The following is a 14,037-nucleotide window of genomic DNA, read 5'->3' on the forward strand; positions in this document are numbered from 1 at the left end:
AAGGATGGGGTATTAGATGTTGCTGCGCTATGGAACCATGACGAGCTTAATTCTTCTTTACTTCAATCATAATCGCATCACCTTGCCCGCTGCCAGAGCAGATCGCTGCAATACCAATGCCACCGCCGCGTCGCTTCAGCTCATACGCGAGTGTTAAAATAATACGTGTTCCGCTTGCGCCAATAGGATGACCGTATGCGATGGCACCGCCATTTACATTCACTTTCTCATGATCAATGCCGGCGATTTTATTGCTGGCCAGCAAAACAGCTGCAAACGCTTCGTTTATTTCAAACAAATCAATATCCTCAATAGATTTGCCTGTTTTCTTTAAAATCTCTTTAATAACAAGGCCCGGGGTTTGTGGGAATTTTTCAGCTGCAACCGCAACTTCTGCATGATTAATCACTGTTGCAAGTACTTTTTTCCCATCCTTTGCTGCCCGCTCATCGCTCATTAATATAAGTGCCGCTGCGCCGTCATTAACGCCGGGCGCATTCCCGGCTGTAATCGTACCATCTTTGCCAAATGCCGGCCGCAGTTTTGCGAGAATTTCTGTCGTTGTGTCTTTACGCGGCGCTTCATCTGTATCTACGATAACTGGATCCCCTTTTCGCTGCGGCACTTCAACTGGAACAATCTCTTCTGCCATCTTGCCCTTTTCAATGGCCGCAATCGCTCGTTCATGGCTGCGTACGGCCCATTTGTCCTGTTCTTCACGAGACAACTGGAGTTCTTCAGCTGTTGTGTTTCCATATGTCCCCATGTGAACGCCGGTAAAGCTGCATGAAAGTCCATCATGAATCATTAAGTCAACCATCGGTGTATCGCCCATGCGTGCCCCCCATCTTGCTTTAAACACTGCGTAAGGCACATTCGACATCGACTCCATGCCACCGGCTAAAATTACTTCTTCATCGCCGGCCCGAATGATTTGGTCTGCCATAGTGACACTTCGAAGGCCGGATGCACAAACTTTATTGATGGTTTCTGTTTTAATATTCCATGGAATGCCCGCAGCTCGTGCAGCCTGCCGTGAAGGAATCTGTCCTTGACCGGCCTGCAGCACATTGCCAAAAATAATTTCATCGAGTTCTTCGGGCTTTAAACCGGCCCGCTGTAGAGCTTCTTTCATGACAATACCGCCGAGTTCTGACGCCTGTAATGAAGAAAGAGCGCCGCCAAATTTACCAATTGGTGTACGTGCACCGTCTAAAATCACTGTTTTGACCATTTACTCACCCTCCAACAATTCTGCAGAAACGTGAAATGCTGCTTCTGTTTTTTCTTTCACTTCCTCTGTCGTCACACCATCTATTGTTTCAATCAGTACCATGCCGTCCGGTGTAAAATCAAATACAGCAAGGTCGGTAATTAACCGGTGTACAACGCTTTTACCCGTCAGAGGCAAAGTACATTCTTTTTTTATTTTCGACTCGCCCTGCTTGTTTATATGTTCCATGACGACGACGATACGTTTAGCTCCATTGACAAGATCCATGGCACCGCCCATGCCCTTGATCATTTTGCCCGGAATCATCCAGTTGGCAAGATCCCCTTTTTCGGACACTTCCATTCCGCCAAGAATGGCAAGATCAATATGACCGCCACGAATCATCGCAAATGATTCAGCACTGTCGAAAAAAGAGGATCCAGGAACTGTTGTAATCGTTTCTTTTCCTGCATTAATCAAATCCGGATCTTCCTCACCATCTATCGGGTAAGGACCGATGCCAAGTAGTCCGTTTTCCGACTGCAATAATACGTTGATATCCTCAGGAATCTTATTTGCGATCAGTGTCGGCATTCCAATCCCAAGGTTGACATTCATCCCATCTTTAATTTCCTGCACCGCTCTTTTAACAATCGTTAACCGTGTGCCTTTCATTTTCATCCGCTCCTTTTATCGGGTTATGCTTGTCCAACAGTCCGCCGCTCAATCCGTTTTTGATAGTTAGTGCCCGCTAGAATACGCTGTACGAAAATACCTGGCGTGTGGATTGCATCCGGATCTAGTTCGCCCGCCTCTACTATTTCTTCGACTTCAGCAATTGTGATTTTTCCTGCCATCGCTGCCAATGGATTAAAATTACGGGACGTTTTACGGTATACAAGGTTGCCAAGAGTATCAGCTTTCCAGGCTTTCACGAGCGCAAAATCCCCAATGATTCCTCGTTCAAGAAGATAGGTTTTCCCGTTAAAATCTTTAATTTCTTTTCCGTCTGCGATAGGTGTCCCAATACCAGTCGCTGTGTAAAAGCCCGGAATACCAGCTCCGCCAGCTCTCATCCGTTCCGCGAGTGTACCCTGAGGCGTCAACTCTACTTCCAGTTCACCATTTAGATACTGCTGTTCAAAAATTTTGTTTTCTCCTACATAGGAAGACACCATTTTTCTAATTTGCCGATTAGCCAAAAGAAGGCCAAGGCCCCAATCATCTACGCCGCAGTTATTGCTTACAACGGTTAAATCTTTTGTCCCTTGTTCGCGAAGTGCCTGAATAGAGAATTCTGGAATACCGCACAAACCAAATCCGCCAACAATAAGCGTCGCGCCGTCTTGAATGTCTGAAACCGCTTTTTGAAAGGATGTCATTACTTTGCTCACAAAAATCCCTCCTTAATTTTTCTCTTATGTAAGAGTTTACATTCTGATTTTTTATAAAATACATAAAAAGAATAAAATCTATCGGATAATTAACGTGTCACAAGACACACCTTATCCAAAGCCTATTCATCTCATGATTAAAATCATGAGTATTCTTGGCTGCCTCATAAATTTCCTGCAACTTTTTATGCCACTGCCGAAATAAATTTTTTTATGTATAAGCTTTCAATACGTAGCTTACAGGATCTAATGCATCTTTAATTGTTCAAGAACTTGGAAAAAGCGTAGCTAGACGAAGATTTAAGAAAGGTCAAGGTGAATAAAATCCAGAGAAATTGGGCTTTTAAATTAGGAAGGAACCAGCATAAAATAAATAGCATTAAATAACAAAATTAAGAATACTTTATAGATTATAAGACAAAGCCACAAATTGTATTATCAATCTTATTTTCTATAATTAATCATTCAACAGTATTTTTATGTAAAAACTACAAATTTTTTGATTTTCATGGAATGGAAAATCTAAAATGGGTATTTCTATTTAACCAACTAATTAGATAGCATTAATAAAATTTATGAAAATGAAAAAAGAAAGGATTGAAAGTTTAATGGATTTTGATTTAACGAAAGAACAAACCATGATACGTAAGTTGATTCGTGACTTTGCGGAAGCTGAAGTTGCTCCAGGTGCAGATCAAAGGGATCGTACAGGTGAATTTCCAAAGGAGATATTCGATCAATTAGCAGAGCTAGGAATAATGGGTCTTCCTTTTCCTGAACAATATGGTGGTAGTGATGCAGATACAATCAGCTTTGCTATTGTTGTAGAAGAGTTAAGTCGAGTATGTGGATCTACAGGTATTACCTATTCCGCACATATTTCATTAGGTGGAGCACCTATCCATTTATTTGGTACGCATGAGCAAAAGGAGAAATATTTAACGCCACTTTGTACAGGGGAGTACTTGGGTGCTTTTGGTCTGACTGAACCAAATGCTGGTTCTGACGCAGGCGGAACACAAACAAAGGCGATTCTTAACGAGGATCGGTGGGTGCTTTCTGGTTCTAAATGTTTTATTACCAATGCAAGCTATGCCAAAAATCTCGCCATCACTGCCGTAACAGATCGCTCAAAAGGAATTAATGGAATTAGTGCGTTTATTGTACCTACTGATGCGCCAGGATTTACTGTGATTAGTAATTACGAAAAGATGGGACTTCATTCATCAAATACAACGGAGCTAATTTTTGAAAATGTAAGCGTTGCCAAAGAAAATCTTCTTGGTGTAGAAGGAAATGGGTTTAAGCAGTTTTTAGCTACTCTTGATGGAGGAAGAATCGGGATCGGGGCAATGGCTGTTGGGATTGCTCAAGGAGCTTATGAGAAATCGCTTCAGTATGCAAAAGAAAGAAAACAATTCGGTAACAGCTTATCTGCGTTTCAAGCCATTCAATTTAAGCTGGCTGACATGGCTATGAATATTGAATTAGCTCGCAACATGGTTTACAAAGCGGCATGGTTGAAAGATCAAGGAAGGGTATTTAAAAAGGAAGCAGCCATGGCTAAATTATATGCTTCGGAAATGTGTATGAAAGTATGTGATCAAGCCGTACAGATCCATGGAGGGTATGGTTATATGAAGGAGTATCAAGTGGAGCGATTCTTCCGTGACGCTAAGCTTTTAGAGATCGGTGAAGGAACCTCTGAAGTACAACGAATGGTTATTGCTCGTCAAATCGGCTGTTAAGAAAAATATCCTATTTAAAAGAGATGGATCTCCTATATGGGTGATTTAATGAGTATCACGCTGGGGTAGGGGGGCTATTCTCGTTACAGTAAATACAAATTATCGTGCCGCCGAACTTGAGTATCTATTAAAGCAGTCCGATTCTACCACCGTTTTCAATGACTGAATCCGTTAAAATTTAAGCTTCGTGAGGATGCGAATCAGATTCTGAACGTGCAAAGGGAAACTTCAATTAAAAAGATATAGCAAAAGCAGAGGAGGCAAAGAATGTTTACAAAGGTTCTGGTCGCGAATCGAGGAGAAATCGCAGTTCGAGTTATGCGAACGTGCAAGTCTTTGGGTATTTCTACGATAGGGGTTTACTCAGAAGCCGATGCAGAGGCACCACATGTCAAAATGGCCGATGAGGCCTATTTAATTGGAGGCCCGCGAGTAGCGGAGAGTTACGTAAACATCGATAAGATTTTAGAAGTCGCCCGATTATCCGAAGTAGAGGCCATCCATCCCGGATATGGCCTCCTTTCAGAAAATGCTGAATTTGCTCGCCGTTGTGAGCAAGAGGGGCTTATATTTATTGGTCCTTCTTCTGAAGTTATTTCCCGCATGGGCAGCAAAATTGAATCGCGGAAGGTGATGGGAAAAGTTGGTATACCGATAGTTCCGGGTATAACATATCCCTTAGCTGACGCGGAGGAAGCGGTGCAAGTAGCCGATCGTATAGGTTACCCGGTTATGCTCAAAGCCTCAGCAGGTGGGGGCGGTATTGGCATGCAGATTGTTCGCAGTGCAGATGAAATTCGTAAAGCGTTTGGAGGGAACCAAAAACGAGCAACGGATTTTTTTGGTGATGGTGCTATGTACGTAGAGAAATATATAGAAAATCCAAGGCATATTGAGATTCAAATCTTGGCTGATGGATGTGGAAATACAGTTTACTTATGGGAACGTGAATGTTCGGTACAGCGTCGTCATCAGAAAGTAGTAGAGGAAGCTCCTTCATCGTTTCTGGATGAAGTTACTCGCAGCAAGATGGGGGAGGCGTCAGTAAAGGCGGCTAAATCAATCGGATATCGAAATGCTGGTACGATTGAGTTTTTGGTTGATGCTGATAAGAATTTTTACTTTCTTGAAATGAATACTCGCCTGCAAGTTGAACATCCGGTTACGGAAGAAATTACTGGATTGGATTTAGTTGCAGAACAACTCCGGATTGCAGCTGGTGATTCCTTAAATTTTATTCAGTCTGATGTAAAACTTGGTGGGCATGCAATCGAAGTACGAATCTATGCTGAAGATCCGAAGACATTTTTTCCGTCACCCGGCACGATTACGAAATTGGTGTTACCCGAAGGCCCAGGTATTCGCCATGAATTAGCAGTGAGCGATAAGTCAGTCGTTACTCCATTTTATGATCCGATGATTGCCAAACTCGTGATAAAAGGTAAGGACCGTAATGAGGCGATTGATCGTCTCCAATTTGCGTTAGCCCATTATCAAGTCCAGGGGATCAAAACGAATATTCCGATGTTACAAGAAGTGGCAGCACATTCGGCATTCCGTTCAGGAGATACGACAACGAACTTTGTGGAAAAGTATTTACAAGAAAAATAAGGAACCACATAAATCGCATGAAACAGGAGGAATAAAGATGAGTCAAGTATTAGCAATTATGGCGGGGAGTGTATGGAAGATTCTTGTTAAAGTTGGGGACCAGGTAGATGCAGGACAGGATGTGGTCATTTTAGAATCGATGAAAATGGAGATTCCAATTGCAGTGGACTTCGGTGGGACTGTCAAAGAAGTAAAGGTGAGTGAAGGCGATTTTGTTAATGAAGGAGATGTAATGGTGGAGCTTGAGTAATCCCCTAAAGATATGAAATGGGAGGAAAGGAGACGTGGCGATGAACTGGCCGACCAGCGTAACGATAAAAGAAGTAGGACCAAGGGATGGATTGCAAAATGAGAAGGTGTTTATTTCTACGGAGGATAAAATTGCTTGGATCAATCAATTGTCTGAGAGCGGATTGAAAAATATCGAGATTACTTCCTTTGTCAATCCGAAATGGATTCCTGCCCTTTCAGATGCTGTTGCGGTAGCAACAGGCATTACGCGTGTGTCGGGTGTAGCCTATACCGCTCTTGTTCCGAATCATCAAGGTCTGGAGCGGGCGCTGGAAGCCAACATTGATACAGTGGCTGTGTTTATGTCAGCCAGTGAAACACATAATCGGAAAAATATTAACAAATCGATAGAGGATACATTTCCTATTTTAAGAAAAGTGGTGGAAGAGTCCCAATCAGCAGGAAAGTCTAGCCGAGGATATGTTTCAACTGTATTTGGATGTCCTTATGAAGGTATCGTTGATATAGAAAAGGTTATTAGGGTATCGGAAACTTTGTTTGAGATGGGAATTGGAGAGTTGTCTCTAGGTGATACCATCGGTGTGGCGAATCCGAAGCAAGTACAACAGGTGTTAGAGGTCTTATTAAAGCGTTTTCCTGCAAATAAATTTGCTTTACACTTTCATGATACCCATGGGATAGCATTAGCCAACATTTTAGTATCGTTAGACATGGGGATTACCATATTTGATGCCTCCCTTGGCGGTTTAGGAGGATGCCCATATGCACCCGGTGCATCTGGCAATGTGGCTACAGAAGATTTTCTTTACATGCTGAACAGCATGGGGATTAACACAGGGGTGAATCAGGAAAAGCTGCTAAGCGCAGCCCGTTTTATTCAGGATAAGGTAGGAAGGCCTTTGCCAAGCCGTAGTCTTCAAGTCTGGGGCTCGACTGGATAGGCCAGGGTGGTTATTCGGCATATGCAAATTTGCGTTGGCTTGTGACATCCGGGTCGCTTCAGAAACAGCGAAGTTCGGTAATACGGAGACTTTACTCGGAATTATTCGAGGCCCAGGTGGAATACAACGTTTGTCAAGATTGGGCTGGGAAGGGACGAGCTAAAGGGCTGATTTTCACTGTCAGAAGGACTGATGCTGGGGAAGCAGGGGAGATTGGGTTAGTTGAGTATATAATAACGGCTCATCCTTGCTTAAAAAAGCATCAGATATAGCTAATCAGATCGTTTAGAATGCTTCCATTGCCGTTACTCAGGTTAAATTCTCTATTGATAAGAGGGTCACATAGATTTAGCAACCACTTGCTATGGAGCAAAATGTTTATGAGAACCATTCCGATGAAGGAGCGATTAGAAGGGCGATAAGCTTTCAAGGAAAAAGATCTCCCGGCTTTATAGGGAATATGAGGGAATAAGGGAGGAAAGACAATGTCATTTGATGCGAACTTCATGCAGCAAACGCTTCAAAAAAGAATGGCACGGATTCAAAAAGGAGGAGACCCTAAATATCATCAGAAAAATAAAGAGCAGGGTAAACTGTTTGTTCGTGACCGTTTAAAGTTATTGTTTGATCCGGGTTTTGAGCTAGAGGACGCACTCTTCGCAAACTGCTTAGCCGGGGACCTTCCGGCGGATGGAGTAGTGACTACGATGGGGAAGATCAACGGCCAGGTTGTTTGTATTATGGCTAATGATTCAACAATAAAAGCGGGTTCTTGGGGATCTAGGACCGTAGAGAAAATGATTCGGATTCAAGAAACAGCTGAAAAAATGAGAGTGCCACTCATCTATCTTGTAGATTCAGCGGGGGCACGTATTACAGATCAAGTAGAAATGTTTCCTGGGCGTCGTGGGGCTGGCCGAATTTTTTATAACCAGGTCAAACTTTCAGGTAAAGTCCCTCAGATTTGTATTTTGTTTGGTCCATCTGCGGCAGGGGGAGCTTACATCCCTGCGTTTTGTGACATTGTAATAATGGTAGATAAAAATGCATCGATGTACCTTGGATCCCCAAGGATGGCAGAAATGGTTATTGGGGAAAAAGTAACATTGGAAGAGATGGGGGGTGCACGTATGCATTGTTCTCTTTCAGGATGCGGGGATGTACTGGCTAAAAATGAAGAAGAAGCCATTGCGATAGCCCGAAATTATCTCTCTTATTTTCCTGCTAATTTTTCTGAAAAACCGCCGGTCCAGGAAGCATTCGCACCTAAGCGCTTCGAGAAAACGTTGGAAGAACTCATCCCTTCCAATCAGAATACTCCGTTTAATATGTATGATCTGATCGATGGGATTATAGATGAAGGGTCATTCTTTGAGATTAAGAAGCTATTTGCGAGCGAACTCATCACGGGGTTGACCCGAATGAATGGAAATCCGATCGGTATCATTGCTAATCAGCCGCGTGTCAAGGGAGGCGTGTTGTTCCACGATACGGCGGATAAGGCTGCTAAATTCATTACCCTTTGTGACGCGTTTCATATTCCGCTTCTGTTTCTTGCTGATGTCCCTGGTTTTATGATTGGGACCAAGGTAGAACGGGCAGGAATCATTCGCCATGGTGCGAAAATGATTTTCGCCATGTCTGAAGCGAGTGTACCTAAAATTTCGGTTATCGTCCGTAAAGCATACGGAGCAGGTCTCTATGCCATGGCCGGCCCTGCCTTTGAACCCGATTGCTGTCTCGCCTTACCTACGGCTCAAATTGCCGTTATGGGACCGGAGGCCGCAGTGAATGCCGTGTACGCCAAAAGAATTGCTCAATTACCTGAGAATGAAAGGGCCTCTTTTATTGAACAAAAGCGGGAAGAATATAAGCAGGATATTGATATCTACCGTCTAGCCTCCGAAATGATTATCGATGGGGTCATTCCAACCAATTCGTTACGTGATGAGTTAGTGAATCGATTTGAGGCGTATTCATCAAAGTATGTTGTCTGCTCTGAGCGAAAGCACCCAGTATATCCAGTCTAAGCTACTATCATTTTGAAGCAAGCACGTTTTCCATTCATTTCTATGCCAAAAGAGAAACAGCACAAGCGAATATAGTGAAATCACTTGAAATGGGAATCACAACTTTTGACAGTGCACTTGGAGGATTAGGTGGATGCCCGCATACAAAAAGATCCTCAGGAAACGTCGCCACTGAGGACTGGCTGTATATGCTCCATGAAATGAGTATAGAAACAGAGATGGACTAACGCAGTGGTGAAATGGGCTCAGCTTATTGAAAAAATACTGGGTAAAAAGTTGAATAGTCACTAAATGGATATTTTGCATAAAGGAAGAAAGGGGTGTTTGTCATGAATGAAGTCGTAAAAAAGACAGTAAGAGTTGAAAAGCGGAGTGACGGAATTGCTATCGTCATACTAAGTCGTCCAGATGCTGCCAACGCCTTATCAAGGCAGATGCTCTATGATCTGAATGATATTGTATATGATTTGAAAAATGATCAGGACGTTCGAGTGGTCATCCTGACGGGTGCCGGAGAAAAAGCCTTTTGTGCAGGAGCGGATTTAAAAGAACGTAAAGGAATGACGGACAATGAGGTCAAGCAAGCCGTCCGGTTGATTGGTGCGACAGTGAATGAAGTGGAATCGTTGCCACAGCCGGTCATTGCTGCTTTGAATGGGGTGGCATTCGGAGGTGGACTCGAATTGGCGTTGGCATGTGATCTTCGCGTCGGTGCGCTAGAAGCAAAAGTTGGATTAACTGAGACATCCCTTGCCATCATACCAGGGGCTGGTGGAACGCAGCGGCTGCCACGCTTAATCGGTCTTGGAAAAGCAAAGGAACTAATCTTTAGTGCTAAGCGGCTGACAGCAGAGGAAGCCGAAGCCATTGGCATCCTTGAATATGCGGTCCCACGCGAAAAACTGCTGGAGAAGGCACTGAAGATTGCTGAATCTATGGTGAAAAATGCTCCGCTTGCACTTATCCAGGCAAAGGCTGCGATCAATGGTGGGGTGGAAGTGGATCTTTCTACCGGACTGAAAATAGAAGAACTGGCATACAACACATTAATACCCACTGAGGACAGGCTGGAAGGCTTAAGGGCTTTTGCAGAAAAACGCTCTCCTCAATATAAAGGAAAATAAGAGATAACAAGGGGAACGTGACACAACGAAAAACAGACTGCCAATTCAAAAAAGATCCAGTCTTGCAGGGCGGCCAGAGACCGGTTGAATGCAACAGTGGATGTATTGGATTTGGCGTTAAATTACATTGAAACCGGCGATGAGTTGCCTCATTGACAAGGTAAAGCATATTACGAACGGGCCCGCAAAATTAGCGAAGTGAAAACCGCTTTAAAAAATAAAATTTCCGTTTTATCATGCTTTTTAATCGTTAACTTTCATGCAACATAATGATTGAACTATTGGTTAACCTCTTTCTTTGAAATGTAAGTATATGTTACTTTTAAAGAAAAGGAGGGATTTCATGAATAAGCGTACAATGCTCATCTCCTTTTTAATCCTCTTGTCTTTTGTATTAGCTGCCTGCCAGCAAGAACCAGAACGAATGAAGTCGAAGAATCAAGAAGAAATTTCTTCTTCAGCTAAGGGGATAACGATTCAGCTCGAAAAAGAACAATACACCACAAAAGATCCAGAAGTTAAGTTTACACTGCACAATGATAATGATAGTGAAACAACTTTCCTTTATGGAAAGGGGTTTTTATTAGAAAAAAACGTAAATAGCACATGGTATGACGTTCCACTTAAAGAAGGAATGGGATTTACTACTGAAGGTTACAACCTTATTCCAGGTCAAACAGTATCTGAAACAATTTCACTCCATATTTTTAATGAAGAGCTCTCTGCTGGAGATTACCGGATTATCAAAGAATTTAGCGACAGCGAAAAAGAATACAGTCCAGAAAATGAAATAATGATTGCGGCTTCTTTTGAATTAATCGAATCTTAAAATCCAAACAACATGTTACTAAAGATTTCTAGCGTCCACTTTAATCCGCAGTTTCGGTCTATTATTTAAATATCGATTCAATTTAATTTTTTGAATAATTGTCTAAAAGGTAGGCCTTGTTAGATTTTCTTAAAGTAAACATAGGCGATTATGTTTACTCATACAAAAAAGGGACCGTAAAATGACGGTCCCTTTTTTCAACTAAAGCCCCCGCTTGTTTAAGTCCAATGCTTTACAAACGATGAGTTCAATATAATAAATCGTTCATATTTTTTAAGAGCAGTCATTCGCAGCTGGCATTATCCTTCGAATTCAAGAATAGCCTCGATTTCTTCTTGGATCTCTCGATTTACCGAAAGAGAACGTTTTTTTCTCAATTCAAGATCTGTTTCTTTGTCAATAAAATGATTGGTATGTTTGTCAAAGCAATCGAAACAAATAAAGTAAAAATCTTTTTTCTCTGTCTTTAAAAAATCAAATTCCCACGTTTCAAGTTCTAAATAACTGACTTTCTCTTTCGTTTCTTTTTCACACAATTCGCAAGTCGTCTTCATTATAAAAAATCCTTTCTTGCCTTTACTTTTTATTTTTTACTAAATTACGATCCCTAATTCTTTTTAAACGGCCATGATATTTCAATATATTTGCTTGTGATTGTTTGGCCTCTTCGCTAGTAGGTTGTAAGTTGGCAATATCCCAATAAGACACAATTACATCTAATACTTGGTCAAAGTATTGCAGTGGACCATAATTCGCATCTAATGCAATGGTTTTCATTCGATCGTTAAAGTCGGGCATAACAGCGCCTGGCATAGAGAAATTAATAATTACATTCTCAAAATAAACAATGAAATTCGGATCAAGTTCAAGATGTGCTTTCACTGTGTCGCGATAGAATGCATAATGAAGTGCTTCGTCTTTCGCTAAACGTCGAAGTAATGTTGCTAAATCTTTATCGTGCGGACTCGCTATTTTAGCTACATTATTATAAAAAACGAGTGTGGCTAACTCTTGCAATGAAGTATAAGCCATTGTTGCTAGAGGGTTCGTGAAGTCTGGAAACCAACCGCTTTCAACTACTCGTCTTCTTAATTCATGCAGCCTTGTGGGATTTACGTTTCGTGTCACTAATAAATACGTTTCAAGTAAGTTAGAGTGCTGATCTTCTTCAGCCGTCCAAGTGCGTACGAAATCGTTTATTACTTCCATTGAATTTTTTAATGTATAATCCAAATGTGAAGTATACCAAGGTAAATTTACTTCTGTAAGCAAGGCTGTTTCGATTGCTACAATTACACCTTCTGGAAGAGTTGCTTGACCCTCATCCCAAGGAACTCGTTTAAAGGACATGGCTTTGTCCCATGGAATAAATTCGTGATAGCTCCAGTCAATATTTGCGGAACGTTCCTTGTGTAATCGATATAATTCTTTAATGCGCGGTTCTAAGCGTATATCCAAATCAGAATTTAACATTATTTTTTCTCCTTAAGGTTTTTCTGTCTAACTTTAAATTATTAAAGTTGAATGTAATTTGTTTTTGCTTTTCCTTTTTTCACAATCAAACGGAAAAAATTTTCTACTGGACTTTCTTATATTAACGCACCCGTTCCTTTAAGTACAATATTTCAAAATCTTCTCCTTTATTATAAGCGTTGGATTAACAAAAAAACATTACAGATATTCTGAGTGGGAAAGCCCATCGTCTTTAGACAGGGGATAAGAGTGAGATCGAACAAAGCGTGTCTTTTGGCACGTTAATTGTTCGACTTTTTTGTTTTTTTAACATATCTCAATTGTATTAAGAACATATATTCTGTTATAATGGACCTATCAACCGAGAAAGGAGGGCGAATCCTATGTTTGTGACACATTCCTTTCGAATCCCTTATGATGAAGAGCTGTACAATGAATTGAGAATGATGCAGCGAGAAGCCGCATCCGTATGGAATGATATCGTTCGAGAAGCGGCATCTTATTATTTCACGTGTAAAAAGTGGCTGAGTAAAACAGAGATTCAATCCATCCGAAAACAAACCTACGATCTTCATTCTCAAACGGTTCAAGCGATTGCGGATAAATACGCGGCGAATCGTGAAACGATCCGGCAGCTACGAAAAACGGACAAAAAAGCCCAATATCCGTGGCGTAGAAAGTATTATTATTGTCTTCCGTTAAAAAAAGCCTCTATGGACGTTTCTAAAGACACGATCACGATTAAAAAAGCGGAGTATGGATATGCTCTTTCGGACTTGATAACGAAAAAGAAAAAGAATGCGTGGACGGAAAAGGTTCCGAAGAAAAATAAGGCCGTTGTTATTCCGAATCGGTCCGAGGAAAATCTTGAAAACTGCAATTATGCGGAAATCGTGTGGCGAAACGGAGCGTATTGGTTTTGTTATTCCGTTCAAGTTCCTGAAAAAGACCTTTCTGTGTATGATTGTAAAGTAGCCGGTGGCGATTTAGGGGAAATTCATGCGGTGACGGTGGCAACGGAGGACAAAGCCTTATTAGTATCCGGACGGGCGATGCGCAGTCTTTCTCCATTTCGCGCCAAGGCATTAGCAGACTTGAGTAAGAAAATGTCCCGCTGCAAAAAAGGATCGAACCAATGGAAAAAATATCGGCAAGCGAAAAGTCGTATTCGTCAAAAAAGTAAACAGCAGCTCGAACAATTGGAACATAAAACAACGAAAGAAATTGTGGCGTTTTTAGAAAAGGAAAAGGTCACGAATTTTGCACGTGTAGCGGAGTGTAATCGTTAAACATATCATTACATATCTTGTATAATATGGATACATTTAATGAGACATGAGGTAGTGGGATGACAGTTATGATAACAGTTTCATATGATGGCTCGATTATCAGAAGCGGGGTGACCGTGGATGATAGGATTCT

General features: G+C 41.6%; 14 protein-coding genes and 1 pseudogene. 10 read left to right on the forward strand and 5 right to left on the reverse strand.

Translation table 11 applies throughout. The annotated features are described in order from the left end of the window. Positions 1–46: 46 nt before the first annotated feature. Genes ACZYRN_RS04480 through ACZYRN_RS04490 form a run of 3 tightly spaced genes read right to left on the reverse strand, consistent with a single transcriptional unit; the run spans position 47 to position 2,595 of the window. A complete protein-coding gene (locus ACZYRN_RS04480) occupies positions 47–1,234 on the reverse strand; it encodes an acetyl-CoA C-acetyltransferase (protein WP_488910289.1) in 1,188 nt (395 codons plus the stop codon). Continuing rightward, positions 1,235–1,888, reverse strand: coding sequence for a CoA transferase subunit B (locus ACZYRN_RS04485; protein ID WP_488910291.1), 654 nt, complete (start codon positions 1,886–1,888; stop codon positions 1,235–1,237). Between the two features lie 23 nt (positions 1,889–1,911). Beyond that, positions 1,912–2,595, reverse strand: coding sequence for a CoA transferase subunit A (locus tag ACZYRN_RS04490; protein WP_488910547.1), 684 nt, complete (start codon positions 2,593–2,595; stop codon positions 1,912–1,914). A 620-nt stretch (positions 2,596–3,215) separates the two neighbouring features. On the opposite strand from ACZYRN_RS04490, the gene ACZYRN_RS04495 reads away from it, so the two are divergent. From ACZYRN_RS04495 to ACZYRN_RS04535, 9 genes and pseudogenes are all read left to right on the forward strand, one after another. Then, positions 3,216–4,355, forward strand: coding sequence for an acyl-CoA dehydrogenase (locus ACZYRN_RS04495; protein WP_488910548.1), 1,140 nt, complete (start codon positions 3,216–3,218; stop codon positions 4,353–4,355). Positions 4,356–4,622: 267 nt separating this feature from the next. Continuing rightward, positions 4,623–5,966, forward strand: coding sequence for an acetyl-CoA carboxylase biotin carboxylase subunit (locus ACZYRN_RS04500; protein ID WP_488910292.1), 1,344 nt, complete (start codon positions 4,623–4,625; stop codon positions 5,964–5,966). Positions 5,967–6,003: 37 nt separating this feature from the next. Then, positions 6,004–6,216 carry an acetyl-CoA carboxylase biotin carboxyl carrier protein subunit gene (locus tag ACZYRN_RS04505; protein WP_488910293.1) on the forward strand — a complete coding sequence of 71 codons (213 nt, stop codon included), beginning with the start codon at positions 6,004–6,006 and terminating at the stop codon, positions 6,214–6,216. Between the two features lie 40 nt (positions 6,217–6,256). Beyond that, entirely contained in the window at positions 6,257–7,159 is a 903-nt protein-coding gene (locus ACZYRN_RS04510) for a hydroxymethylglutaryl-CoA lyase (RefSeq protein WP_488910549.1), read from the forward strand. A 34-nt stretch (positions 7,160–7,193) separates the two neighbouring features. Beyond that, positions 7,194–7,322, forward strand: a complete 129-nt coding sequence (locus ACZYRN_RS04515; protein ID WP_488910294.1) for an enoyl-CoA hydratase-related protein — start codon at positions 7,194–7,196, stop codon at positions 7,320–7,322. Positions 7,323–7,644: 322 nt separating this feature from the next. Continuing rightward, positions 7,645–9,189 (forward strand): acyl-CoA carboxylase subunit beta, encoded by a 1,545-nt coding sequence (locus tag ACZYRN_RS04520; RefSeq protein WP_488910295.1) that lies wholly within the window; start codon positions 7,645–7,647, stop codon positions 9,187–9,189. 35 nt (positions 9,190–9,224) lie between these two features. Continuing rightward, positions 9,225–9,480 (forward strand): annotated as a pseudogene (locus ACZYRN_RS04525) (hydroxymethylglutaryl-CoA lyase); the annotation flags it as partial. A 38-nt stretch (positions 9,481–9,518) separates the two neighbouring features. Then, a complete protein-coding gene (locus tag ACZYRN_RS04530; protein ID WP_488910296.1) occupies positions 9,519–10,313 on the forward strand; it encodes an enoyl-CoA hydratase in 795 nt (264 codons plus the stop codon). A 343-nt stretch (positions 10,314–10,656) separates the two neighbouring features. Then, a complete protein-coding gene (locus tag ACZYRN_RS04535; protein WP_488910298.1) occupies positions 10,657–11,142 on the forward strand; it encodes an immunoglobulin-like domain-containing protein in 486 nt (161 codons plus the stop codon). 299 nt (positions 11,143–11,441) lie between these two features. On the opposite strand, the gene ACZYRN_RS04540 is transcribed toward ACZYRN_RS04535, so the two are convergent. Then, entirely contained in the window at positions 11,442–11,696 is a 255-nt protein-coding gene (locus tag ACZYRN_RS04540; RefSeq protein WP_488910300.1) for a hypothetical protein, read from the reverse strand. Positions 11,697–11,718: 22 nt separating this feature from the next. Beyond that, positions 11,719–12,615 carry an acyl-ACP desaturase gene (locus ACZYRN_RS04545; protein ID WP_488910301.1) on the reverse strand — a complete coding sequence of 299 codons (897 nt, stop codon included), beginning with the start codon at positions 12,613–12,615 and terminating at the stop codon, positions 11,719–11,721. A 383-nt stretch (positions 12,616–12,998) separates the two neighbouring features. Between ACZYRN_RS04545 and ACZYRN_RS04550 the strand changes: the two genes are divergently transcribed. Further along, positions 12,999–13,904: a transposase gene (locus tag ACZYRN_RS04550; RefSeq protein WP_488910303.1), complete on the forward strand. Its 906-nt coding sequence runs from the start codon at positions 12,999–13,001 to the stop codon at positions 13,902–13,904. Positions 13,905–14,037: the final 133 nt, after the last annotated feature.

The sequence above is a fragment of the Domibacillus sp. F004 genome, from assembly GCF_057814295.1.

Bases quoted from the DNA above. Each gene is read 5' to 3' on its own strand.
- ACZYRN_RS04490 (WP_488910547.1), bottom strand. From the start codon at position 2,595: ATGACATCCTTTCAAAAAGCGGTTTCAGACATTCAAGACGGCGCGACG.
- ACZYRN_RS04545 (WP_488910301.1), bottom strand. From the start codon at position 12,615: ATGTTAAATTCTGATTTGGATATACGCTTAGAACCGCGCATTAAAGAA.
- ACZYRN_RS04485 (WP_488910291.1), bottom strand. From the start codon at position 1,888: ATGAAAGGCACACGGTTAACGATTGTTAAAAGAGCGGTGCAGGAAATT.
- ACZYRN_RS04500 (WP_488910292.1), top strand. From the start codon at position 4,623: ATGTTTACAAAGGTTCTGGTCGCGAATCGAGGAGAAATCGCAGTTCGA.
- ACZYRN_RS04505 (WP_488910293.1), top strand. From the start codon at position 6,004: ATGAGTCAAGTATTAGCAATTATGGCGGGGAGTGTATGGAAGATTCTT.
- ACZYRN_RS04530 (WP_488910296.1), top strand. From the start codon at position 9,519: ATGAATGAAGTCGTAAAAAAGACAGTAAGAGTTGAAAAGCGGAGTGAC.
- ACZYRN_RS04510 (WP_488910549.1), top strand. From the start codon at position 6,257: ATGAACTGGCCGACCAGCGTAACGATAAAAGAAGTAGGACCAAGGGAT.
- ACZYRN_RS04480 (WP_488910289.1), bottom strand. From the start codon at position 1,234: ATGGTCAAAACAGTGATTTTAGACGGTGCACGTACACCAATTGGTAAA.
- ACZYRN_RS04550 (WP_488910303.1), top strand. From the start codon at position 12,999: ATGTTTGTGACACATTCCTTTCGAATCCCTTATGATGAAGAGCTGTAC.
- ACZYRN_RS04540 (WP_488910300.1), bottom strand. From the start codon at position 11,696: ATGAAGACGACTTGCGAATTGTGTGAAAAAGAAACGAAAGAGAAAGTC.
- ACZYRN_RS04535 (WP_488910298.1), top strand. From the start codon at position 10,657: ATGAATAAGCGTACAATGCTCATCTCCTTTTTAATCCTCTTGTCTTTT.
- ACZYRN_RS04495 (WP_488910548.1), top strand. From the start codon at position 3,216: ATGGATTTTGATTTAACGAAAGAACAAACCATGATACGTAAGTTGATT.
- ACZYRN_RS04520 (WP_488910295.1), top strand. From the start codon at position 7,645: ATGTCATTTGATGCGAACTTCATGCAGCAAACGCTTCAAAAAAGAATG.